This window comes from Natronomonas gomsonensis (assembly GCF_024300825.1).
In the GTDB taxonomy this organism is placed as follows: domain Archaea; phylum Halobacteriota; class Halobacteria; order Halobacteriales; family Haloarculaceae; genus Natronomonas; species Natronomonas gomsonensis.
Map to the genome: position 1 here is coordinate 320,761 of NZ_CP101323.1, position 23,276 is coordinate 344,036.

28 protein-coding genes and 2 pseudogenes are annotated in these 23,276 nt (G+C 54.0%); 24 read left to right on the forward strand and 6 right to left on the reverse strand.

Translation table 11 applies throughout. The annotated features are described in order from the left end of the window. Positions 1–65: 65 nt before the first annotated feature. A complete protein-coding gene (locus tag NMP98_RS01705) occupies positions 66–836 on the forward strand; it encodes a pirin family protein (RefSeq protein WP_254859815.1) in 771 nt (256 codons plus the stop codon). A 404-nt stretch (positions 837–1,240) separates the two neighbouring features. Beyond that, positions 1,241–1,392: pseudogene (locus tag NMP98_RS01710) on the forward strand (RNA-guided endonuclease TnpB family protein); the annotation flags it as partial. 73 nt (positions 1,393–1,465) lie between these two features. Here the strand turns inward: NMP98_RS01710 and NMP98_RS01715 are convergent. Next, the gene (locus NMP98_RS01715; protein ID WP_254859816.1) at positions 1,466–1,714 is read right to left on the reverse strand and encodes a hypothetical protein; all 249 of its coding nucleotides are present in this window, start codon (positions 1,712–1,714) and stop codon (positions 1,466–1,468) included. A 101-nt stretch (positions 1,715–1,815) separates the two neighbouring features. Then, positions 1,816–2,256, reverse strand: a complete 441-nt coding sequence (locus tag NMP98_RS01720) for a hypothetical protein (protein WP_254859817.1) — start codon at positions 2,254–2,256, stop codon at positions 1,816–1,818. A 222-nt stretch (positions 2,257–2,478) separates the two neighbouring features. Here NMP98_RS01720 and NMP98_RS01725 point away from each other — a divergent pair, with 222 nt between their 5' ends. Together NMP98_RS01725 and NMP98_RS01730 are read left to right on the forward strand one after the other, a co-directional pair. After that, complete coding sequence (locus tag NMP98_RS01725) at positions 2,479–2,658, forward strand: hypothetical protein (RefSeq protein ID WP_254859819.1); 180 nt, start codon at positions 2,479–2,481, stop codon at positions 2,656–2,658. Between the two features lie 108 nt (positions 2,659–2,766). Then, positions 2,767–3,120 (forward strand): winged helix-turn-helix transcriptional regulator, encoded by a 354-nt coding sequence (locus NMP98_RS01730; RefSeq protein ID WP_254859821.1) that lies wholly within the window; start codon positions 2,767–2,769, stop codon positions 3,118–3,120. Here NMP98_RS01730 and NMP98_RS01735 read toward each other — a convergent pair. After that, positions 3,066–3,908: a hypothetical protein gene (locus tag NMP98_RS01735; protein ID WP_254859822.1), complete on the reverse strand. Its 843-nt coding sequence runs from the start codon at positions 3,906–3,908 to the stop codon at positions 3,066–3,068. The genes NMP98_RS01730 and NMP98_RS01735 overlap by 55 nt on opposite strands. Positions 3,909–3,967: 59 nt before the next feature. Continuing rightward, positions 3,968–4,601, reverse strand: a pseudogene (locus NMP98_RS01740) (IS6 family transposase). A gap of 101 nt (positions 4,602–4,702) precedes the next feature. On the opposite strand from NMP98_RS01740, the gene NMP98_RS01745 reads away from it, so the two are divergent. The 6 genes from NMP98_RS01745 to NMP98_RS01770 all read left to right on the forward strand — a co-directional run bounded on the left by NMP98_RS01745 (position 4,703) and on the right by NMP98_RS01770 (position 8,661). Then, positions 4,703–5,509 carry a hypothetical protein gene (locus NMP98_RS01745; protein ID WP_254859823.1) on the forward strand — a complete coding sequence of 269 codons (807 nt, stop codon included), beginning with the start codon at positions 4,703–4,705 and terminating at the stop codon, positions 5,507–5,509. After that, on the forward strand, positions 5,502–5,945 hold the full coding sequence (locus NMP98_RS01750) for a DUF8135 domain-containing protein (RefSeq protein ID WP_254859824.1): 444 nt from the start codon (positions 5,502–5,504) through the stop codon (positions 5,943–5,945). Before NMP98_RS01745 ends, NMP98_RS01750 begins: the two co-directional genes overlap by 8 nt. A 39-nt stretch (positions 5,946–5,984) precedes the next feature. Continuing rightward, on the forward strand, positions 5,985–6,308 hold the full coding sequence (locus NMP98_RS01755; protein ID WP_254859825.1) for a transcription factor S: 324 nt from the start codon (positions 5,985–5,987) through the stop codon (positions 6,306–6,308). Positions 6,309–6,380: 72 nt separating this feature from the next. Beyond that, on the forward strand, positions 6,381–7,082 hold the full coding sequence (locus NMP98_RS01760; RefSeq protein WP_254859826.1) for a hypothetical protein: 702 nt from the start codon (positions 6,381–6,383) through the stop codon (positions 7,080–7,082). A 62-nt stretch (positions 7,083–7,144) separates the two neighbouring features. After that, positions 7,145–8,164, forward strand: a complete 1,020-nt coding sequence (locus NMP98_RS01765) for a deoxyhypusine synthase (RefSeq protein WP_254859827.1) — start codon at positions 7,145–7,147, stop codon at positions 8,162–8,164. Positions 8,165–8,211: 47 nt separating this feature from the next. Beyond that, positions 8,212–8,661, forward strand: a complete 450-nt coding sequence (locus NMP98_RS01770) for a hypothetical protein (protein ID WP_254859829.1) — start codon at positions 8,212–8,214, stop codon at positions 8,659–8,661. Between the two features lie 32 nt (positions 8,662–8,693). On the opposite strand, the gene NMP98_RS01775 is transcribed toward NMP98_RS01770, so the two are convergent. After that, entirely contained in the window at positions 8,694–8,840 is a 147-nt protein-coding gene (locus tag NMP98_RS01775) for a hypothetical protein (RefSeq protein ID WP_178917577.1), read from the reverse strand. 200 nt (positions 8,841–9,040) lie between these two features. Between NMP98_RS01775 and NMP98_RS01780 the strand changes: the two genes are divergently transcribed. Further along, positions 9,041–9,430: a hypothetical protein gene (locus NMP98_RS01780; protein ID WP_254859830.1), complete on the forward strand. Its 390-nt coding sequence runs from the start codon at positions 9,041–9,043 to the stop codon at positions 9,428–9,430. A gap of 321 nt (positions 9,431–9,751) precedes the next feature. Here the strand turns inward: NMP98_RS01780 and NMP98_RS01785 are convergent, their stop codons facing one another. After that, the gene (locus NMP98_RS01785; RefSeq protein WP_254859832.1) at positions 9,752–10,177 is read right to left on the reverse strand and encodes a DUF8104 domain-containing protein; all 426 of its coding nucleotides are present in this window, start codon (positions 10,175–10,177) and stop codon (positions 9,752–9,754) included. Positions 10,178–10,415: 238 nt separating this feature from the next. On the opposite strand from NMP98_RS01785, the gene NMP98_RS01790 reads away from it, so the two are divergent. From NMP98_RS01790 to NMP98_RS01850, 13 genes are all read left to right on the forward strand, one after another. Continuing rightward, positions 10,416–10,757, forward strand: coding sequence for a hypothetical protein (locus NMP98_RS01790; protein ID WP_254859834.1), 342 nt, complete (start codon positions 10,416–10,418; stop codon positions 10,755–10,757). 311 nt (positions 10,758–11,068) lie between these two features. Continuing rightward, positions 11,069–11,266 carry a hypothetical protein gene (locus tag NMP98_RS01795; RefSeq protein WP_254859835.1) on the forward strand — a complete coding sequence of 66 codons (198 nt, stop codon included), beginning with the start codon at positions 11,069–11,071 and terminating at the stop codon, positions 11,264–11,266. Further along, on the forward strand, positions 11,263–12,978 hold the full coding sequence (locus NMP98_RS01800) for an Ig-like domain-containing protein (protein ID WP_254859836.1): 1,716 nt from the start codon (positions 11,263–11,265) through the stop codon (positions 12,976–12,978). Before NMP98_RS01795 ends, NMP98_RS01800 begins: the two co-directional genes overlap by 4 nt. Before the next feature lie 20 nt (positions 12,979–12,998). After that, entirely contained in the window at positions 12,999–13,568 is a 570-nt protein-coding gene (locus tag NMP98_RS01805) for a hypothetical protein (protein WP_254859838.1), read from the forward strand. Between the two features lie 6 nt (positions 13,569–13,574). After that, complete coding sequence (locus NMP98_RS01810; RefSeq protein WP_254859840.1) at positions 13,575–14,522, forward strand: hypothetical protein; 948 nt, start codon at positions 13,575–13,577, stop codon at positions 14,520–14,522. 4 nt (positions 14,523–14,526) lie between these two features. Then, on the forward strand, positions 14,527–14,937 hold the full coding sequence (locus tag NMP98_RS01815; RefSeq protein ID WP_254859841.1) for a hypothetical protein: 411 nt from the start codon (positions 14,527–14,529) through the stop codon (positions 14,935–14,937). Next, positions 14,934–15,113 carry a hypothetical protein gene (locus NMP98_RS01820; RefSeq protein ID WP_254859842.1) on the forward strand — a complete coding sequence of 60 codons (180 nt, stop codon included), beginning with the start codon at positions 14,934–14,936 and terminating at the stop codon, positions 15,111–15,113. Before NMP98_RS01815 ends, NMP98_RS01820 begins: the two co-directional genes overlap by 4 nt. 40 nt (positions 15,114–15,153) lie before the next feature. Further along, positions 15,154–15,765 carry a hypothetical protein gene (locus NMP98_RS01825; protein WP_254859843.1) on the forward strand — a complete coding sequence of 204 codons (612 nt, stop codon included), beginning with the start codon at positions 15,154–15,156 and terminating at the stop codon, positions 15,763–15,765. Continuing rightward, entirely contained in the window at positions 15,762–17,105 is a 1,344-nt protein-coding gene (locus NMP98_RS01830; RefSeq protein ID WP_254859844.1) for a helicase HerA domain-containing protein, read from the forward strand. The genes NMP98_RS01825 and NMP98_RS01830 overlap by 4 nt, the downstream gene beginning before the upstream one ends. Positions 17,106–17,316: 211 nt before the next feature. Beyond that, positions 17,317–17,607, forward strand: coding sequence for a hypothetical protein (locus NMP98_RS01835; protein WP_254859845.1), 291 nt, complete (start codon positions 17,317–17,319; stop codon positions 17,605–17,607). 298 nt (positions 17,608–17,905) lie between these two features. Further along, on the forward strand, positions 17,906–19,858 hold the full coding sequence (gene fsx1 / locus NMP98_RS01840; protein WP_254859846.1) for a fusexin 1: 1,953 nt from the start codon (positions 17,906–17,908) through the stop codon (positions 19,856–19,858). A 345-nt stretch (positions 19,859–20,203) separates the two neighbouring features. Beyond that, positions 20,204–21,241, forward strand: coding sequence for a hypothetical protein (locus tag NMP98_RS01845; protein WP_254859847.1), 1,038 nt, complete (start codon positions 20,204–20,206; stop codon positions 21,239–21,241). 166 nt (positions 21,242–21,407) lie between these two features. Next, positions 21,408–23,093: a hypothetical protein gene (locus tag NMP98_RS01850; protein WP_254859849.1), complete on the forward strand. Its 1,686-nt coding sequence runs from the start codon at positions 21,408–21,410 to the stop codon at positions 23,091–23,093. The last annotated feature ends 183 nt before the right edge of the window (positions 23,094–23,276 follow it).

The following is a 23,276-nucleotide window of genomic DNA, read 5'->3' on the forward strand; positions in this document are numbered from 1 at the left end:
CGTCTCTGAACACCACCTTGCTGCCCTCCGAAGCCATTTATCTCTCAGTGCCGTTCGTTCAACGAATGACGACCCCACCGACGACCCAATCCGCTCCACACATTCACACGGCGCCCCGAACGGATGTCTCACAGAACCAGGGCAAATTCAGGATTCACTTCAACTTCCCCGGCCGCGCCGTTCCGGACCACGACGATCACGGTTACGGCCCGCTGGCGACTGTCGTTGAGTCGTTCATGGACCCCGGAACACTGATTCGAATGCACCAACACCGGAATGAGGAAATCATCTCGTGGGTCCCTGAGGGCGTCATGCGACACGACGACCGACAGGGGAATGAACTGGTCACAGACTCCGAGCATCTGATGGTGATGAACGCCGGCAGCGGCTTCTGGCACGCCGAAGAGACGTATGCGGAGGACCCACCACTCCGGATGCTCCAGATATTCGTTCGACCACAGACGCTCGATTTACAGCCGAAAATTCAACACGAGCCGATTCCCGAGTCGACGCCCGATGCGTGGCGTCACCTCTTCGGCCCAGAAGGAGGGGACGCTCCGTTGTTCGTTCGCAACGACGTCGACTTCTATGACTGCCGGCTTGCCGCCGGGGCGACTGTGTCGGTACCCACCCACCCCGATTGGGACACCTACCTCTACGTCTTTGAGGGGGCGGTCGATGTCGAAGACGCCCAACTCGGATACACTGAGAGTGCGCTGATACAGGGCAACGGCGATGACGACACCTCCATGACTGCCAGCGAGGACTCGCTTCTCGTCGCGTTCTGTATCAACCCCGAGGCACCGATAACCCGCCAAGGGACGATTGGCCGCTAGCAGCCACACTCGAAGGACTAGTCACGCCAACCGAAAACGAGGAATTGCGTCTCTCGGGCTTGCCACTACCGCAGGGTCTCAGCCCAGGTACTGATGCATGCAATCTCCGCTGAGATGGCTCGGAAGCCGTCTTTCGATTGTCTCCCACAAACCGGACGCGTCTGTTTTAGAAGACCACCTTATGTTTCAGAGTTTGAAACCCGGCAGGGCGATATAACAACAGTGGGGTTGAATGAGTCGTATGGACTGGGCATTCAGACTCCGAAAAGATGTGCCACCGTGGGTACTGAAACTCGTACTTCTGGTCTCAATCCTGGTGGTTGCTGGTCTCCAGTATTTCGATATAGTATGAAATCCCCCTGTCTAATATGAACCGTCGGACGTTTCTGTCGACAGTAGTTGGCGGCGTGAACATCGCAGACCGCTACCTCAGCGGAGAGAGTCGTTCCAGAGAACACGAGAACGACGATGACTCGGCTGGGGATGGGGGCGAGCCCCACAAGACAGCCAAGCCGATGCTACCCAGCAAGAGACGCTTGGAACGTATGCATCTTGAAACCGTAGAGCCACGCCCGGCCTGAACGTGGTGGAAGTCCCGCGTCTTCAGGCGCCGAGGGAGGTCAAGTCAGCTACCGGCGTGAATTCCCTTCGACGTAATACTCCTCTTCAGAGAGATGGCCGTACGGCATCGGGATGTCGTCGGGCCACTCAGCCATCCCATCACCGCCATCTTGATGCCCGGCTATTCGACCAGCCGCTTCCAGCGTGTCGTTATAGCGATCGATGGTTTCGTCGTCGAGCAGCGTCCGCGCAGCGTATTCGCTGATTTCCTCCTCGCTATAGAGGGTGAGGATGAGATCCGTGGTATCGTTGTCCATGCATGCTACAGAGTACTGGGTACGTATAGGTGTTGCGCGGTAGCGCTCATAACGATCTCACGGAACTGCCGATACCAGCCGAGCACTCACACGGCGTCGGCTCAGGCGGCCGGAAGCGCCCACTGCCACGCCGATCTGAGGGCGACGACACCGAACGGGCCGGCGAACCCGGCGGCGACCGCCGCGATGGTGGGGGCGGAGTAGGCGAGGCCCGCCACGACGGCGATGCCACAGGCTCCGACTGCGGCCGCCACCCCGGTCACGCGTCGGTCGAGTGGGCCGAACGCCGTCGTCTCGAAGGCCCCTGCACAGGCGCTACAGGCGCCTGCGAGCAACCCTCGCTCCTGCGCTTCCTCGAACGCCTCGGTGACCGGATGCTCCGGGTTCGCCGCCAATTCGCCCGGCCATTCGGTGGCGGAGCCATCGAAGAACACTTCGACCTCCTTGCCGCCCTCGTCGAGGTCCAAGGCGTACTCGAGGGCGTTTGCGGTCTGTCCGACTTCGTCGGTGCTCGTGTTGAGCAGTACTGCGAATCTGTCCATCGTCGTGCCTCCAGTAGAGTATCGGCTCATTTCGTGATATGTGTTATATAACCACACGGTGACGGCGTTACGAGAGACACACGATACGGCAGTCGCTGACGCCACCCGCAGCTCGCGCCCATCCGCGACGGTCGGTGTTACAGTACGGTAACCGGGTTACCGGAACGTAGGCGAGCGCTTATTGGTTACTATACGTAACTCACACACGAGTGGTGACTCAAAATGGAAACGGAAACCGACTGTTCGTCGGGCGACTGTCCGACCGTCGGCGTCGATGCCGTGTCACTTGACCGCTTCGCCGCAATCGATACCGGCGGTCCCGAGCTATTGATATACGACCGAAACGGCGAGGACGCCTGGATACAGTCGGACGTGTACTTCGGCCATGAGACGTGTATTTGAGCATCAGCGCGGAGTCCACGTGTCGTCGACAGCCCTCACAGATAGATAACCTAAAGAAACTAAGTATTGTAACGTAACTATAAGCATGTCCGATACGAACGTCACCCCATGAACGACCAACGTAAAGAGGTCTGGTGCGCCGGCGAGGAGTGGTGTCCGATTACAACGACGTCGTCGTTGATCGGCAAGAAGTGGCATCCAGTCATTATCCATCGTCTTCTCGAAAACGGGCCACTCGGATTCAATGCCCTGAAAGAGGAGGTCGACGGAATCTCGAGTAAGGTGTTGTCCGATACGCTCGACGACCTCGAAGGAAACGACCTCATCAACCGTGAAATCGTCAGCGAGAAGCCGTTTCGCGTCGAGTACTCCCTGACGGAGTTCGGCCAGTCCCTGAAACCGGTTATTTACGAAATGCGTGATTGGGGGTTGGAGTATCTCCGGCCACCGGAGGAGGCGTAGTCCTCAAGCACCGACGTCACGTAGTCCCGGCCGCCACGGTGCCAGTACAGGCCGACCACCCGGAGCGATTTCTCGACACGATATGGGACGAGTCCGTGCTTCTCACAGAACACCTCCCAAAACGTTTGAACCATCGCGCGGTCCTCGCGGTTCCCGATGTCGACATCGAGGTCGCCGAGGGCTTCCGTCACGGCGAACAGCGTATGGTCGACCGGCAGCGGGACCCACCCCATCCCCGCAAGCGACGCAACGCGGTCGTGCATCAGTCGCACCCAGAGCGGCGTACTGACGGCATCCGCGATACCTGGCAAATCAGCCTGCCGAACCACTCGCGCTGCATGGGGTGCGACGTGGGCAGCGTGGCGCAGTAACTCCTGGGGATCCCCATCGAAGCGTTCGTACAGCGTGCCAGCAGACGTGAACCACCAGTGAGCGTCGTAGGCGTCCATAATATCGAGCCGATCGAAGAACGCCTCGAGTTCCTGTTTACCCTCGGTCGTAACCAACCGGTGGGGGTCGTACACCCACTGATGCTGTTGCCAGAGGGTCTTACAGACGCGCCAGAATCCAACGCGCCCGATCTGCGGTTTTGGCCGCCCGGATGGATGGGCGTGAAACGGGACGAGCGACAGCGTCAGAAACCGGGCGGCCTCAGTGGCCGTGAGATCCAACTCGTCGACGACCGTATACTCCGGAAGCGAATGGTCCGCGAAGAAGTCCGTTTTAGCTTGTTCTGCTTGCTGGAGCCGCAAGACGAGCGCCAGTAGTTCCGGCTCGTCTTGAATCATCGGTACTGTCCGCTCGAACCGAACCCCCGTAATGGTTTGGCGCCACCGCGCGGTAGTGTTCAGATAAGCTGATTGCATGCGAAGGCGAAGGTTTGAAGCCAATTGTCGGTGGTGTCTGCTTCGGCGTTGCTGAAACAGTTTGAGAAGCTGGTAGTTCGCCGTTTTACCTCACAAAAGACACGTTCGACACTATTTCGATTTCCATGTTTTTCGTATCTGAAACCGAGGCTATGTCGTTGACAGGCGTCTTTCAGCGGTGCAGCGCCATCGACGAGAAACACAGCGGTTTCAACGTCGTGTTTCTCGCGGAGTTCGGCAAAGAACGCGTGGGCGAGAACGTTTGTTCTAGTCGGTTCAATCTTTGTGTGGAGTAATTCGTTTGTTTCGGGATCGACAGCGGCGTACAGCCAGTAGCGTTCATCATTGAGTTGGATACGGTTTCGTCGACCGCAACGTGATCCGGATTCTGATCAGATTCAGGCTGTAGATTAGCTTTGTGAACCCAGTTGTGAACGGTGGATCGAGCCCGTTCGACACCGAATATCTCAAGAATTGAAACGGTATTCGAAAGTGATAGGAAAGCCAAATGGAGTTGAATACCGAGCTTCATCAGTAATTTCGTGTCGCTTCTCGTTCCACAAAACCTAACTCAATCTCGTCTAAACAGCCGTTGAGGCGGGCGTTTTTGGACATAGACACTCAAAAAACGCACCGCCTCACTCTTCATCCTTATCTGAACACTGCCTCGCGATACGGCCGAACCCTTAACTGCGTGTCGTCGGTAAGAGGTAGCAATGGCTACGGAGTCGGCTGACGAGCCCGAAATCTCGGTGACGTTGCCGCCACCGCTCGAACGGTGGCTCGAAGACCGAGCCGACACCCTCGATGTCGACCGGGAGGAACTCGTCGTCCAGTTGCTCAGCGCCTACCGGACGACAGCCGACCTTGACGGCGAGGAGGCCCCCGCCATCGAGTCGCCCGAACTCGACGCCGAGTTCCTCGAAGACATCGAACGCCGAATCGAGACGGTCGATGAGGCGGAACTCGAGCGACTGGAGCGCCGCGTCGGCTCGCTGGAGTCCGAACTCGACGAGCACGTCGACGACATCAGAAACCGGGTGCTCCAACTCCGCGATGGGTTACAGGACCGCGCGGAGGAAGACCACGACCACACCGAAATCGACCAACTGAACCAACGGGTGAACGGTCTCGCCGATGACATCGACGGACTCGGCACCGACGTGGCGAACCTCTCGGATAGCGTCGAGGCAGTCGACGAGCAACTCGCAGACGTGACGGCGAAACTCAACCGACTGGCACGCATCATCGTGGCGCTCCGAAAGCAAAGCGACGATGTCGACACCAAACGGGAGCAGCACCTCGAGGACCTCAAACGGCGGGCCGGTCGGGAGGAAATCCGGTCGGCGAAGTGTGCCGGCTGTTCGAGTTCCGTCGACATCGCGCTGCTGACCGAACCCGCCTGCCCGAACTGTGGTATCGAGTTTGGCAACCTGACGCCGTCGACCTCCATCTTCGGAAGTTCGAAACTGACCGCTGAGGATCCGCCAGCAATCGAAAGCGGGGAGGACACCGATGGGTGACGACGACGGCCGCGATGGGGTCCGCGACGAGGAACGCGACGACGACCCCTTCGCGGAACTGGACGGCGATTTCGACGGCGACTCTGTCGACATGGACTCCGATGAACTGTTCGACGAGATGGACGTCGGCGACGTCGACGAGGAGGCCCTCTGGGATGCCCTCGAAGACGGTGAAGCGTCCGGCGCCGTCGCTCAGGCGGATTCGGTCGCGGCAACCGACGACGCCGTCGAGCGCGAGGGCGAGACGGCCGTCGTTCCCAAGAGCCGATACTGCCAGTCGTGTGAATACTTCTCGGCGCCGCCGGAGGTGTCCTGCTCTCACGACGGCACCGAAATCGTCGAACACGTCGACATGGAGTCCTTCCGGGTTCGGAACTGTCCGATTGTCGCCCAGCGGCGCGGGCCGACCGACCAGATACTGACCGATGACGAGTGAATCCACACGGTTTTGCCGCTCCGACCGCTAGCGACGGCCATGCAGTTCTGCGACGAGTGCGGGTCGATGATGCACTCAGAGGACGGCGAGATGGTGTGTTCGTCCTGTGGGGCGAAACAGTCGAAAGACGAAGAGCGCGCCGCGGAGTTCGTCACCACGGAGACCCAATCCGAGACCGAACTCATCGAGACGGAGGAGGGAGCGAACTTCGAAGGAAAACCGACCGCCGACGACGTGACCTGCGAGAAGTGCGGTCACGGAAAGGCGTGGTACACCATCAAACAGACCGGCGCCGCCGACGAACCGCCGACGCGGTTTTTCAAATGTCAGGACTGCGGGTACCGCTGGCGGGAGTACAACTGACTGCTCGGCGGGCCGTTCGCATAGTCTGTCGCCACGGTAACATTTTAACGCCAGTCGGTGGTCGTAGTGGTTATGCCAGCGAAAGCGACGGACTCCCCCATCGAATACGAGGAAATCGACCGCTGGATGGGCGGCGTCGGATGGATTGCCCATCCCGAGGAGACGATGCAGCGAGCCAGCCACGCCCTGTTGACGGACGACGGCGTGTGGCTGGTCGACCCCATCGACGCCCCGGGAATCGACAGTCTCATCGAGGAGTTCGGCGACGTCGCCGGTGTCCTCGTCCTCTCGAGTCACCACACCCGCGATGCCGACGCGGTCGCCGAGCGCCACGGCGTCCCGGTGACGCTGCCGGCACCGATGACCGACGTAGCCGGTGTCCTCGACGCGCCCACTGACCGGCTCGACGTGGGCGGGACGCTCGGCGAGTACGAACTCATTGAAGTCGCCCGGAGCGGCAGCGCATGGCAGGAGTACGCCCTCTACGACGGCGAGACGCTCGTGGCGTCGGAATCCGTCGGCGCCGCCGACTACATGCGCGTCGGCGACGAGCGCCTCGGCGTCATGTTGCTCCGTCGGCTGACGCCACCCCGTGAAGCGTTCTCCAGCCTCCAACCGAATCGGGTGCTCTCGGGCCACGGTCCCGGCGTCTTCGAGGATGCCGACGACGCCCTGGCGGATGCCCTCGAAAACGCCCGTCGTCGATTCCCGAAGGCGCTGGCCGCCAACGGTCTCGCGCAGGCCCGAACCATCGCTGCCGCGTTGCGCACCTGAGACGGCTCGCGTTCCGTCCGGAAATCGCGCCCTTGAAACGCTCGCCGGACGACTGCCACACAATGAGCGACGACAGCGAGGCGTACGAACCGCCGGAGCGCGAGGAGTTCGACCACGACCCCGTCGAGCACGCATGCGTCACCGCGGGGATGTCCGTCGCCGACCTGGCCGACGAATACGGCAAGGCGGGCATCGGTGCCGCGAACCTCGGAGAAGCCATCGACGTGACCGGCGAGATATTCGCAAGCGAGGAGACGACCACCTTCTTCGGCCTCGCGGGGGCGATGGTTCCCGCCGGGATGCGAGCCATCGTCGCCGACCTCATTCGAGAGGGCCACATCGACGCTCTCGTGACGACTGGTGCGAACCTCACCCACGATTCCATCGAGGCCATCGGCGGCAAACACCACCACGGTCGGGAGGAACACCCCGACCTCGAAGAGCGGGACTTCGACGAGCAGTTGCGCCACGAGGAAGTCGACCGCATCTACAACGTGTATCTCCCACAGGAGCACTTCGCGCTGTTCGAGAACCACCTTCGAGAGGAGGTGTTCGAGGCCGTCGGCGAGGAGGTCGTCTCCATCGCCGAGTTCACTCGGCAACTCGGCCGGGCCAACAGCGAGGTCAACGACCGCGAGGGCATAGACGAGGACGCCGGCATCGCCGCCGCGGCATACGAGAACGACGTGCCCGTCTACGTCCCGGCGATTCAGGACTCCGTCCTCGGGTTGCAGGCGTGGCTCCGCTCGCAGGTGTCGGGCTTCTCGCTGGACGCTCTGAAGGACATGTCGCCGCTGAACGACCTCGCCTACGAGGCGGAGTCGACCGCGGCCATCGTCGTCGGCGGTGGCGTCCCGAAGAACTACGTCCTCCAGACGATGCTCGTGACGCCGGAGGCCTACGATTACGCGGTCCAGTTGACGATGGACCCGCCGCAAACCGGCGGTCTCTCTGGGGCGACACTAGACGAGGCGCGGTCGTGGGGGAAACTGAAGGAAGACGCACGGAACGTCTCGGTGTACGCCGACGCCACCATCACGCTCCCGCTCGTGGTCGCGGGGGCGCTCGACCGAAGCGAGTAGCCGAAACATCCGTCGGATTTTTGCCCGACGGCGAAGAGACGCCTGCCATGGGGGCGTATCAGGTGTTCGTCTGGCTGTTCGCGTGGGGATTCGTCGGCGCGTCAATCGTCGTCGCATCGACATCCGGTGACCCGACGACCGTGTCCGACAGCCTGGTTCAGTTCGTCGGACTGTTCTATCTCGATACGGTTTCGACGCTCCGGGAGTTCACCGAACTGACCGCAATCGCTCCCCGGTGGACGGATGCGGGGTACGCAGTCGTCTCCGTCGTTCCACTCGGGCTTCACGTGTTCCTCGCGACTGCCGCGGCCGCCTATCCCGACGAAGAGCCGCTTGGGGCCGGGGACGCGGTGTTCGGTCTCGGCACGATAGTCGGCTTCTGTGCGGTGCTCGGTGCGCTCCTTTTCGGCCTCGGTGCACAGTTGCTCGCGGGGTCGATTATCGCCGTCGGCATCGGCGTCGCGATGTTCGGCATCGAAGTCGCGTTCGGTTCTTGACCGGTCGCTTCTCCCGGCGCCGAACCGCCCTCTCAAAGGGTGTGTGTGTTCGTACTCCCACACTCCGGACACTGGGTGAGCGTCCCGAGCGGTGGATGTTCGACGCGACTCCACGCGTCGGACCCCGGGGGTGCCTCGAAGCCACACTCCAGACAGCGTTGTACGGTACCGAGGGACATGGTACTCATTCGCGTCGGAGCCTACTTAACAGATATTCCAGCAGGCTGTCACGTCGTCGGGGCGAGCGCATCGGCCCAAAACGATACGGGGAACGGCATCGATTCGTGCGTGCCACCATCGAAACCCTCGCCGCTGGAAGCGAGGCGGATTTCGAGAGAACCGCCACGCCTTTGCCGCCCCAAATCGTCGGCAGATTCACATGAGCGACGCACAAGAGTTGTTCGAGGAACTGCAGGCACAACTGGAAGACACTGGACAGACACTCGGTGACCTGCTCCAGCAGGCCGTCGAGGACCCCTCCTCGGCACCCGACATCGCCGTCGAACTGCTGGAGGAGGCCGCAAACACCGGCCAGTCCGTCGGCGAACTGCTGCAGGACGCCGTCGAATCCAGCGACGAAATCGCCGGAGAGTTCACCGACGGGAACTTCCTCGTCGACTTCGGCGAGGACACGCTGTCGATGGACTTCGACGACGACCTCCTGCTCGTAGACCCATCCGACGAGGAGTTCGCCGAACTCCTCCGGCAGTTCGACGTTTTCGGCGTCGGCGAGCAGTTCGGCTTCATCCCCCCGGCCGACGAGGAGTAACGACGGAACGCACTTGCCGTTCGACGTTTTATCCGTGAGTGGCCGATGACGAGCCAGCGGGCCGAGTTGGTGTAGGCAGCCGACAGTGACGAGCCCTATGAGTGCCGAGGCCTCTTCTCCTACATAGGAGATTTGCACCCGTCTACTAGAATTTAACGGAAGCTACGTGGGGAACTGGACATTTGAAAGCCGATTTTGTCGTCAAAGAAAGGTGAGAAATAGGGGTGCAATTTCAGTTACTGTGGAGATTTCGGCGACAATCGCCTTAGAGCCAAGTCACATCCAGAGGTCTGCTGTAGTCCTCGTAGGGCTTCGACATTTTCATAGTATCTTTTCGAGGTCTCTGCTTTCTTCGAGTTCTCGGAGTTCTCTTTCCAGACTACGCTTTTCTTCGAGAAGATCCTGCTTGTCTTGCCAGACGGATTGCTTTGCTCTCCATTTCTCCTGGTACAGTGATTCCAGTCTATGCCGTACTTGTGTTTCGTTGCCTCCTGCTCCTCTCTGTACTGATTCTAACCGGTTTTTCTGTCGGAAGATCTCGTCTTCGATGGACTCCACTTTCTCTTCGTGGATTTGTTCTCTTTCATCGAGTTGGTGGTAGATCTGCTGTAATTGTTGTTCGAGACGTTCTTCCTCGTTGAGGAGGCTTTGTTCTAGGAATCCGTCGACGTCGTTCCAAGAGGCGTTGTCGTAGAGTGTGTAGTCTGCAGGTTCCTGAATCACGTAATCGATGGGAGAAGAGGACATTGAAACTGTATGTGGAGATAGGAATTAAGAAACTTGGCTAAACGTGCTGTCCTTTTTAAAGTACTGAGTGGGTTATCTATAACCGAGGCAAGTCCTCGTGATACTCCGTCAAAATCCTATACTATACAGGCCCTGCCAACGCTGCGATGAAGATGTATACCTCTCGATTGGAGATCTGCTTTCCTGCAATCAGCGTGTGCTGTGCTCGGTCTGTAAAGAGCTCAAACCGTGAGATCAGTTGAGCAAGATCCTCTATACACTATTGAAAGCGTTTCTGAAGACCGGTAGACTCGCTGTTTTCAAAGGCCTTGCCAGGATCAGAACACTGTTCTCTTCGAACCTGGGGTTGCTGGGTTGGCTTGTGCTGGCCTCAATACTGTTTTTTGATCATCAAACTGCTATCGAGACTGCGGTGGAAACCGGGTCGGTGAGGCCTATCGTGGTCTCTTACGGTACCAGTCTTGGGAACAGTATCGACACGTTCATCGGTGCTTTGCGGCAGGTTCCGCAGTCATCGGGTATGGAGTACGCGGGTTTGCTGTGGGATGGTGTTAGTTCGGCGGCTTCTGTTCTATGGTAGTTTAAGGCGTTTTATCATGTCAGTGCTTGGCTTACTGGTGACAACGTTCCTCCGTTCTATTTGCTGGGGATCGCGGGCTTGGTTTATTTCCTTCTCGTGTTTGCGGTGACGGGTTGGATCCCGGACACTGGGACGTTGGAGGCCTTGTCGAATGTTCCAGAGTTGTTTGATCTGGGCAGGGTGAATCCTTTGAGTGATCCGGGGAATGCGACGAATGTGACGAACTCGACCGGTGTTGACGCGGTCAATTCGACTGTTAAGTGAAAAAATACCTGTTCCTTTATAAGTAGTTATCAATATATTTACCGGTAGTGGGAAGCACCGGTGAGACAGATCTCGGCATAGAAGAACTGGACGAAGAACAGTTCTCCGAGAAAGACGTCCGAGAGAAAACCAACGGCCAGAAAGTAGTAACCGTCTCCGCCGGCTGCGATATCGAAGCGGGAGAAGAAGCCGTAGTCATCCGCTCATCCCTGTTCAACGAACTACGCGAGGTACTCGATATATGAAGTCAAAGAAGACTCTGCTGGCAGTACTTTCACTCATTCTCTTTGTAGCATCGACAGCAGCAACTCACAATGGAGCTACCGAGATAGAACCTCTCAACAAGACAGTTCTCGACACTAACTCCTCGATCAACGATTCCAATATCTCACAAAACTCGTTCCCATTCGGATTAGAAACAGAGAGTGATACTCTTACTTCCAACGTTTCCCTTGACTTCCCGCCACAGAACTACACTGGTGAAGTCGTCCTCGAGAACAACTACAGTCACAGCTACACGGTAGACCTTCAGAGATCCGTGGACTGGAGCCTCAACAAGGACGAGATAAATGAGACCGTCAATGTAGGGACTTCAGGCAGGTTCACAGACCAGTCTATAACACTTCGAGGAAATACAGATACGGACATCTCAACGGAGATCTCCGGAAACGTCTCACAGTACCTCGACGTCACTGAGGAGACCACGGTCTTCCCTGGTGTAGACAGCAGGATCGTTCTCTCCTACCAAGTACCTCGAACTACTGAATACGGGAACTACACAGGAGTACTGAACCTGACCGATGAATACGGGAACCACGAGGAAGTCCCTCTCAACTTCCAGTTCAAGGACAACATCACCCCTGAGATAGAGTCGGTGGACGCTCCGAGTTTCGACGCTGGATTCCCCAACGAGTTTACTGTACAGGCCTCAGACAACATCGGTGTAGAGGCAGTTAACGCTCAAATTCTGGAGACAGTAGTGGACAACGGGACTGAGGAAAACCGGTCTGTAGAACAACTGGACTTCGCCCATCAGAATAACACTGATCGTTGGACGGCAACACCGCCGGGTGAAGAAAACGGGACGTACTACGTCGACGGCACGGTCGTCGACGAAGCTGGAAACACAGCCAATTTCTCGTCTGAATACACGGTAAGGCCTCTGGACGCCGTCAATATGGACTCTGGTTCTATCGAGTTGAATAATTATCGTGTGGAGACAGAGATTTCCGAAAAGTTCGGTGAGATCAATCGCTCCACAAGAATGAACGTTGAACTTGAGTCGTTCAGCCAGCCACTGCAGAGTCCTAACGAGACATGGACTCTGGCTGTACTCACTGATTCCGGGAAGCAGTTCCTCCGGGAGGAAGGATCTACGGTCACGGTGAACGGGCCGACAGATCTTGACTTATTCGTGTACAGTAACGTGGCGGAGAGATTCAACGGTGAGCTGAGCTTCGATCCTGAAGGTGAGCATGTCCCGGTGGAGAACAAGACGTTCAGTGGCAGCTACCTTGACTGTCCTGTCCCGGAGGAGAAGACAGTAGGTGTGTTTAACAAGACGATCAAGTTTACTCCGACGAATAGCGATAACTGCGGCGATGCTGCGTTGAATGTCTCGTACCAGATCTTGATGGAGAACGTGGACAGTATGGACGAGATCGGGGATAGCATGGGCCTCTACTTCCCCAGAGAAGTAGAGGAAGATATCGATCAGACTTGGAAGCAGAGACTCGATGATAAGCAAGAGCAGCTCGAAGAAGCCCGGCAGAACGCCTCATCTGAAGATTTCTGGGGCGATGTTGCTAAGGGCCTACTGGCCCTGACAGTACTGGCTTTGGTTTGGGAGAAGAGAGAAGCTGACTCTTGGCACCACGTTCATCTCAAGGATACAAAATCGTTTAGAGAAAAAATGCGGCTTTCCGATGATGACGATAAGGAAGGCGGCGTACTATGATTTGAGGTATAATCTATACTATGGCGAAAGAAGGCTTTGTAGTCGATAAATTCCATGGCGAGTACTTCGGAGGTCTCGTCAAATTCAAAGACTCGGAGGATTATCCGAGTCGTGTAAACCCCGTAGTAAAACTGCTAAACACACATCCCACAGATCTGTTGAAGAGGTCGAAAAAGAAGGAGTTTCCGTACGCCTTGGATCCAGAGAAAAACATCCGGAGGATCGAAGGGAAGGGTGATTTCCCGATTATCATCTTGGAGCCGACCGGCGACATCCCGGATCTCACCAAAGAAGAATACGAGAGTACGATCGGTTACCAGGAAAATGATTCAGAGAAAGAGGAAGCTGAGAAATGGCGTGAGAAGTACGAGGATAAGGAGAAAGAGTTAGAGTCCGTTAGGAAAGAGAAGGACCGGCTTCTCAAGGAAAAGAAAAGAAGGGAAGAGCGTGAGCAGGCCTCGAAGAGCTCCGGTTCAAGCGGCGTGACCTGTTCGAACTGCGACGAGACAAATCCTCAAAGCGCTTGGGAGGACAACAACGGATACTGCCCAAGCTGCGATGATGTAACTCTCGATGAGGTCAAGGGGTGATGTTCAGTGGCTAACTTGATCAACGACGATGCTTTTGACAAGTTGGAGCAGGAGATGGTGCAGAACCAGGAGCTGAGCCGTGCTGTTGAAAGCCTGAAAGATGATATTGAGGGCGAGATCGACCAGGACAAAACCATCGGTCAGTACAACCTGGAAAGAGAACTGGATAGTAGGGAGAGAACGATTGATTCTGCATTAAGCAGTGCCCTCGCAAAGGCGAATAACGTCAAAGGCAATTCTGAGGATCTCCAGGACCGAACTGAGGAAGATGATTTTGAGCGGAATATGCGGCGGGATGCTGTCGATAGTGATGATATGGAAGAGGCCTTAGATATCATCGAGGAGTACGAGCAGTTGGTGGCCCGGCTTACTCTTGTCCTGAAGATCTACCGTGATGACCGTCAGCTGCTTCGTGGCGGAATTGATATTCAGCAGCAGCGGGCGAACGAGTCTGAGGTCATGGATATGTTGAAGAACATGACCGAGGCCCAGCAGGAGCAGTTCAAAAGCATGGCTAATGAGATGAGTGATGAGCTCAGTCAGAGGCTTGAGAGAATGATTGATGATAAGATGGAGGCCTCCGAGCAGCAGAAGGAGTTGATGGAGCAGATGCAGGAGACTGCACAGGAGTTGAAAGAAGCTCGTGAAACTCCGGTAGAAGTAGTTCATCAAGGACAGTCAGAGGAAAACACCGGGGATCAGGACAGCACTCAATCTTCTTCGGATAGTTCCGAAACCGAGTCCAGTAAGAATGGTACAGGTAGCAGCAGCGAAGAAGAGGATCATCCTGATCTCACCGAGATTCAGACCGAGCTCTACAATCTGGTTCAGGACAATCCGGACGAGGATGTGGAATGGTACGCAGATCAAATGGATCAAGAGCCGCGGCTGCTGAAGATGTGGAAGTCCAAAATCCAGAAGGTAGAGGGTTACGAGGACTTCAGTCTCGAATAAACTATTGGAGGTGAAGAATCAGATTTCACTAGAGATAAGAAAATTCCGGGATAATAAGAAAAATGAGGATGTTACCGTCGAGGATGTCTCGAAGAGTAGTTTCAACAGTATAGAGGAGATCGCCTATACCGACGGGAGTTACCGTAGGCATCGTTACAAGGTGTACGGATATCCTCCGGGGTCGAAACCTGTTCAGGGCCGGTACAAGGGCTTTTCCACGAGGTACTCAGGGTCTTTTGAGGAAGCTCCTGTCGATGCTTTCGGAAGGGAAGATGGTGAAATAGTGGTTAATAAGGAGGAACTGGTTCACCAGCTGGTCCAGGAGTATGGTGAGGGCCAGTTCTATGTCTACAAATTCGGCGGCAATCCTGAGCAGGAAACCCTGTTCAAGGGTTTTGTAGAGGTGGTATCATGATAGAGTTCGCTGAACATCACTTGCTGATCGCACTTGCAGCAATGATCGTCATCCAGGCCCTGACCGTAGTGAACGGTAGAAAGTTTGGAGGCGTCATCATGGGTTTCATCGTGGGTACGTTGATCGGTGCGTCAACCTTCTGGATCGTCCTGATATTCTTACCTCAGGTGATTTAACACAGTGAGATGGACCGATGTCAGAAACTATGGAGTAGTAGTGATTCTTCTAATCATCGGTAACTCGTTTTTAGAGATTATTCCTTGGGTTCCGCACTTTGCAGGCCTCATGGCGTTGCTCGTCGGAACATTCGTTTACTACAAGATGGGCGGTTCTGGATGGGATTTCACGCTGGACAATGTGGGATCGGCTTCGGGAGACTCTGAGTTGGAGGTGCAGGTGGAACCCGAAGAAGCACCACGAAAATTGAATCAGAAGGTCAGAGATCATCCTGCACGGAAGGAAATCACGATTGACCGGACCAATAGGGACAGCAGTGAATACAGCGATGTAGCCCGCGAAGTCACGATCAACGGCAAAGAGAAACTATTCTGGGGTGTTATCGCAAGGCCTCGAGACTCTAAATACAGCGAGAAGATGCGGTACATCTACAATCTGACCGACGACCGGATTTACAAGTACGATGGCGATATCCCGAGTGTCGAGGGACGGCTTGACCCGTTCTACGGCTACACATGGCTCACAAAGCGAGGAGTTAACGCCAAACGGGATTCTGCAAGCGGCGGAAGGAACCAGATCATCTTGGACCAACGTGACTCCGATAAATCATCAAGGCCTAGAAACGGGTCTGGAGGTGAGAGTCAGCAGTGAGTGTTCTCGGTCCGTTATGGGATATCGGGGATGACTACCATCGTAACCGTTTGAAAGAGGTTGAAGAAGAAACTGAAGTCGACTACAGCAACGGGATCCCGGTTGCTCGGAACGTTGAGACGGGAGAGCTCATCCGCATCAAGTTCAACGATACTACGAGAATAGCTGCCTTCGGTGCTTCAGGTTCTGGGAAAACGGTAGGTGCGAAAGCGATCCTCTCCCGGATCTACGACCACGGCTGGAACGTGATGCACTTCTCGGATGTGAAGCACGATTTCCAAGATATCTCCTATAAGGGAGGCGTCAGTAAGGAGTTGATCAGGAAGACAGCAGGTCTTGTTCCTGGAGAAGAACCTCACAGTGTTCCACGGAAGATCTTCCAGCCGTGGTTTTTGGCCGACGAATATCCAAAAGGCAAGCCCAGTTACGTAGAGCAGTTCACACTCGGGTTTGAGGATATCGAGGAATCTGATTTCAAGTCTCTCGTCGATCCTACATCTGAAGCTCAGAAACAGACATTGAATAACTTGATTTCAGGCCTTGATTTGGAGGACGAGACGTTCTCCACTATCAAGTCGGAACTGGATCACTTGGAGATTGAGTATTCTGGAGGTGACGCATTGAAAGGTGCTCTAAAACGGAGCATTGAATCACTTCAGAATGATAACATCCTCAGCTCCAGGCTCAGGAAAGATCCGTTCCGGTATGTTAGTTCTTGGAGGTGCCATACCTGTGATGAGTATGTTTTCCCGGACAAGAAGGGCGGCCATGAAGGACACAATTTAGAGGAGAGACGGGCTGTTCTTTCCCTAGGGTTGGAGAATTACGATAGGTATACGCCTGATGAGAAGGAGAAATTCCAGTTCTATGTTGCCTCGATGATGGATAACTTCATACAGGCCTTGCGCCAGGACCGGATTCAAGGACCTTACGTGGTTTTCTGTGATGAGTACCATGAGGTGGTTCCTCGTGATGAAGAGTCACCGGTTAAGGATAAGTTCCAGAGGATCCTCGATGTCTCCGGAAGACAGAACGATATTGCGACTTTGATTTCTACGCAGAGGCCTTCGCAGGTTCCAATGCCTGGAAAGAAGTCGCGGTTCGACTTTATCGGAGATTTGGATCATATCTTCATCTCCGAAAATCTGAACGCAGAGGAGTGGAGCGAGGCATTGAATGCCTTCAACTTTTACAATCCGTCGCACCAGCAGAAATGGAAGGACAAGATCTCGTCGATGGATACCCACCAGTTCCTATATGTGAACCCGAACAAGCACGACAGCGTGGAGGACTGCCCTGTAGTGGAGTTTCTAAGTCCTCTTTGGAGCCACACTGGATGAGGCCTCTTGTTTTTTAAGTAGTAACTTTCAATTCGTGGATAGGAGGCTCGTTTTTCCATGGCACAGAAATACAGAGTAAAAGCTGGGTGTGAGGAATGCGGTAATATCTGGAAGACCCAGGCGAAGAGTGATCGTTCAACGCCTAACGAGTGTCCTGAATGCGGCAGTACGAAAACCTACAGTATCGATAGTTGGCCGGTGAATACGTAACGTGCTTGATGCCTTGGTAGAGTGGGCGTTCTGGAATGCGAATATCGTTGTGATCGCAGCGTATCTGGCAGCAATAGGTTTAAGCTGGAAGCGTATTCCGGCGACTGTACCTTTCCTGCCAGGTCTGTACGTTACAGGAGCGATGTTTCTGGGTGCTTCGCTGTTTTACTTTTTCGCAGTTCCGGACCCAAGCACACCGGTAGAACGGCTGCTTCGGCAGATCGGGGATGCAGTATTTTTCGGTATTGCAGTACTCGGTGTCAGAGAAGCGGTGAAGATTAAAAGAGGGTGATACAAGATTAGGACGACACGAAAAGGATACTCAGGACTTCAAATCTTAGGGGTAGTAGCAGTACTTGTTGCAGGAGCTTTTGCTGTTTCTAATTTCGTAGATCCCGGCCAGTTGAACGTCGTAGATACGGATGATGGTTGCTGGCGTCCAGCTCCACCGCTTGATAACAATACTTTCAGCTCAGAAAATGAGTTGAGAGATTACGCTTCACAGAACGATATCGACATTCCCGGGAATATCTCGTTCAAAACCATCAATGACACTCTGTACCAGGAGTGCAACAGGATAGGTGGTAGCAGTGGGTAAGAAGCTGAAGGCCTCGATTGTAGCAGTATTCTTCTTATCTTTGGTTGCTTCGAGTGCTGCTTCTGTGGACTCTGTTGATACTATTACTTTTGAAGAGGGCAGTCAGAAACTGCATATCGGCTATACTTCCAGTTTTACAACTGATAAGATCAACGTGTACCTTGGTGAGGACGATATCGAGTCTGAAACAGGTGCCGTAGCAGAGGACCCGATCTCATTCAGTGTCTCTAATCAGGAGACCTACGCAAAGTACCCGACTCAGGATACAGGTCTTGAATCGATCACTGGTTGGGACGCAGTAAAGACTACTGTAGGTTCGAAACAGGAAGTCTGGGATTGGGTTACGACGAACTGTGCTGATGTGGATGATGCCGGAGAGACCACGATTGACGGGTATGGTACGACTGGTGCTGATGCTGTAGCAAACAAGTGGTTCAATTACTATTCTTACAGCTACAGTTATGATCTGTACTGCTGGCAGAGAAACGACTACTATGGGAATGTGGCTGATATCGGTTCTCCTGATGAGATCTTCCGGACAGAGTGGAGGCTGCAGTCCGGAGACAAGAATCCGCAGACGGCTGTGATCACGAACGGTGTTGGCGGTGCAGGAAGAACTTCTAACCTTGGTAGACACGCAACAATCCGCTGGGATGGAAGCCTGAAAACCGGTGAGAATCCTCCTCCGGTCGATGATGAACTAGCTCTCCATAGCAATAACTACGAAAATGGTTGGAGAGTGATAAGTGAGGATAGATATGATGAATATACAGACTGGGTTCAATTAAAGGCCTATGAGAAACTTGAGACATGGGCCTCAAGTGATGTGCAAGATTTCACTGAAGACAATATAGAGAACGAAATGAATAATAAGGCTGAGCAGGCTGCTTCGGAGTTCACTGAGTCACCGTTATCTGATTCAGAGGTCCTGGACTCGAGCTTCCAAGACGGTGTATTCAAAGTGGATATGGCCCGTACCAATCAGTACCCGGAATTTGATATAGAGATAGATGCTGGTCAGCAGGCCTATGCCTCCGTGTACAGGCCTGTTGGGAAACCTGAGATTGTCGGTACTTCTGGTGCTGAGTTCGGTGAACTCGGTCAGGGGACATTCTCCGTCCAGGTTAAGAATGCTGGACAGGATGAAGGCAGTTTCTCGGCCCGTATCGATTCCTGTGGTGACTATTTCAGCGGGAACAGTTTACAGAATACTAAGGAGGTCTCTCCGGGTGAGACTGCGTCGTTTGATTTCCGGGTTTCGTTTACTTCGACGAGCTTGACTCAGAGCGAGTTCTCTGACCAATGCAGGGTAGTTGTGGAGGATACTGGTAGTGGTGAAGAGGTATCGGCCAGTGTCTCTGTCACGGCGACTCAGGAGGACGAGTGTACACAGGGAGATGAGACGAAGCGTGAGGAAGAAGTCAACGGTGAAATGGTGGATACCATCTACAGCTGTACTAACGGCCTGAAGCTTGAACAAGACGAGGTCTGTGATGTAGATGAGGAAGCACGGTACATTGACGACGATGTTCAGTGGGAATGTCGTGATAAGGATTCTCCTCCAGGAACCGGCGGCGGTGGCTGGACTGTTCCAGGCCTTGGATGGCAGGTAGATAATCCGTTCGGAGGCCTACAATCTATTTGGAGCGGGAACGCTGGTGCATTGACGTATGCACAGCTCCTGCTGTCCTTCATAGGGTTTCTCGGAGGATTTGCTCTTGGAGGGGTGTTCATCGGTAAGTACGTTGACGGGCTTACAACCGAGTTTATCCCAGTCGGTGATTCGGCTGTAAGACTTGGGTTAGGCCTGATAATCGGCGGACTAGTGTTCGTGACCGTGTACCAGTTTGTGACGGATCCTCTTGGCTTCCTGCTCACCGTGTTAGGCCTGATTGGGATCGGTTATCTGTACATCAATGGGAGTACTCCGGATATCACCTTGTAGCAGGAACTCCGGTTTCTTTGCCCTTGTTTTAAAAGTAGTAGTTGTTATACCGTTTATAGAAATGTATCCTTTTTTCCAAAACCGGTTAAAGGCAGGCGGGGACCAATACAGGGCCTTGCTTGGAGAGGGTTTTGACCTTCGCTATTCGGATCTGCCCAGGAATGGTAGAAAGAACACACTTGGTGTTCGATGGCTTGGAGCCGGCCAGTTGAGAACAGGTGTGAATAATATACGCCTGGCAGCGGCGACTCCGATAGCATTTCTAAATTCTTTGGGTCGAAGTCCTATGCTTCAGCAGGTTCAGTCCCTTGCTTGACCCAATCTCATGGAGGTGACAAATTAAATATGGATGCAAAAACAGGAGTAGCACTTAGTCTCGCAGTAGCAGTGATCGTGGCTGTAGGAGCCGGTACCAACGGCTTCGGAATGCTGAACGTAACCGGTGGTGACAACGGTGGAGATGATACTCAACCAGCTCCCTCTGGCGACACAGTCTCAGTCAACGACTGGGGTGTAGATGGTGAAGTAACCCTTCCACTTGATGTATCGTCAGCAGAAGTGTACAAGTTCGAACCTGGTGTAGATGTCCCGGATGTTGGTGATTACGACGACTTCTCGATCAGTGATGCAACAAGCGGTCTTCAGGCCGGAGTTGACTATGAAGTCGTGGAGATCAGCAACGGAGACACAGCGACTTTAAGCGAGGTACAGCACAATGATCAGCCGTACCAGTTCGTCCTAGTGGACAACAGCGATCCAAGAGAGTACCACTACAGTTTCTGGCAGGAATCAATGCCTGAGGAAGTAGGAACGGCATTTGCCGAAGCTGGAAAGACGATCAACCTGGACGACAACGCCAACTTTGATCAGTGGGCAACGTATGGAACAGACTCTGCTGGTTACAAACTTTCTGACAGTAAGTACTTCAGCGCTGGAAGCGATCTAACCATTGAGAGCAACGGTTCTAAGACAGTGACACTGGAGAGATCTGTCGAAGTAACACAGGGAGTTGCCTACCTCGGAGACGTCGAAGTCACGGGCTTCAACGATGGTGAAGGAATTTCCGAAGTCGATATCTCAGTGATGGTCGATGGAAAAGAAGTCTACAGTGACAGTCTGAAGGACGGTTCCACAGGACCTCTATCAGATGAGACCTCAGTCAGAAACGCTCTCACGAACAGTGACGCAGATCTAAGCATGGATCCACAGATGGCAAGTGATACTGTGGAGATCCAGGTCGAAGTTACTGGAGAGTTCGACACTGACGAGAATGTCGACGGCGACGGCCAGATCGGGCCTGGTGAGTCGATCATCAGCCTGAACGCTTACGACATCTTCGACAACGCAGTCGGAGATGGATCTGCAGTCTCTTTCCAGGGGTAACTCTGGATGAGCTGTAGGTTTATTGGCCCAAGTAAAAGGCCTCACTTCCCCCCTTTTCCCTTTTCTTTTTAATTACTATATGAGTTCACTTGTGTTCATATCTATCTCCGATTTGTCTAATACCTGATGTTTTATAACTAGTTCTGAATAATTTCTCCTTGTAGCAGTGAGTCTTCCTGACTTAAAATATGTAGCTGTAGCATTGTTCGCACTACTGGGTTTAGGCCTGATTTCGTTCTCTCAGTTTTCTCTCTCCACTGTTTCTGGTCAAAGTACTGTAGATCTGACCTCGAATAGTGACTGGACGGGATACAGTAGTTTCTATGAAAGTGCTGAGATCTATGGATATTCTATTTCTATGGAGAATATGGGGAACTACGGTGGAAACACAGCCAATGTAGCAAAGTTGAATTTTGATGGAGAGAGCATAATGTTAGATGCGGGAGAGAACTATATAGAGGACGGTATTAAGATATCAAATGTTCGTGGCACCGGACAATGGATGTCTGGTAGTTGTGAATGTTACTTGGCCATCAGCTACAGCTTGGGTATCGATGTTCCTGATGACCGGTTTTCTATCGAGATGAGTGAGGTGCAGGTCAGTGATACAGGTCCTGGACAGAGAAGTGTTGAGTACAACGTTTCGGTCCAGAATGATTGGCACCGGTTGAATGTTGGGCGTCTCTATGCTGATGTCGCCGGCGAGGAGATCGTTTTGATGGAGGATGCGTTGTTGCCGAGCGGGACTACCGAGTTCACAGTTACAGATTCCATCAGTGACTACAACAGTTCCAAATACATTGTTGAGGAATCGATGGAGAAACAGACTAAAGTCGTTATCGAGGATCCGTCTATACCGGACGGAGAGAAAAGAATCTACGGTGATAAAGGAAGTAAGTCACCTGATTTCAACTTGGAGGATATCGAGACAGAACCGGTTTCCTTCAATGTGGATTACCAGTTCTGCGGTGAAGCTGCTACCTATAGAGATGGGGAGTGTGTTCTCGACGAGGATCTTCATTTACGGGGTGATACCTGCTTCCTGCCGGAGAACTATACGATTGTTACGGAGACCTTCAGTCCTGGAACCTACGACAGAAGCGATGTAGCACCTGACCCTTCTTACTTTTGCAGTAGGCATCCAGCCATCGTAACAAATGACGGAGTGCAGAGTGACAGGATCTTAGGACCTTACAAATCTCTTGTCGATAGTGAAGACTTCACTGTTCCGCAGGGTCAGACCTACACCCTGTTCTGGGTAGTCAATGCGAATGAGGTAGAGGTGAACAGGGTCTGTGAGGAAGGGTCTCTGAATAAGACGACCGGTAATTGTGTCGTGAAGCCGGGCGTGGTCCACAAATGCTCCGAGGGTCAGTGGAGTGCTGAACAGGGCAGCTGTGTAGTAAACCCTGATACGAAGAATATCTGTGAGAAAGGCCGGTATAACAAGGAACTCGGTGTCTGCGTATTCAACCCTCCTAATCAGGCCTCGTGTGATAGAGGGGAGTATGATCCAGATCAAGAGAGCTGTGTCTATACACCAGAGACGGAAGCTGAGTGTGATAGAGGAGAGTTCCAGTCTGATACTGGGACTTGTGTCTATGAGCCTCCTGTAAAGCCGGAGTGTCCGATCGGTTCCACACTGGGAGACGATGGTGTCTGCTATAGTCAGGCCTCTGTACAGCAGGTTTGTCCTGACGGGGTTAACGGCAGTATTCAGGGCGGTCGTTGCGTGACTGACGCTGTTACTGTTGCGCGGGATAATCCGTTGTCCAGCTTCCGAGTCTTCGTATTCGACGCTCAAAACTGGTTTGAGGAAAATATAGTCAAATCGTTGCCTTGGATAGGGTAGGTGATCCGAGAATTTATAGAGCAGTTGCTGTGGCAACCACGGTCTTTCTCTTAATGAGCCTGTGGATGATCTCCTCGCCTGATTTTAGTGGTGATGCTGTTATTGAGAAAGAGAACCTGACTTTTCATCTTGAACAAGGTTACAGGTTGACCGGTGAAGGTGGAGAGGCTCTCAAGGCCTACG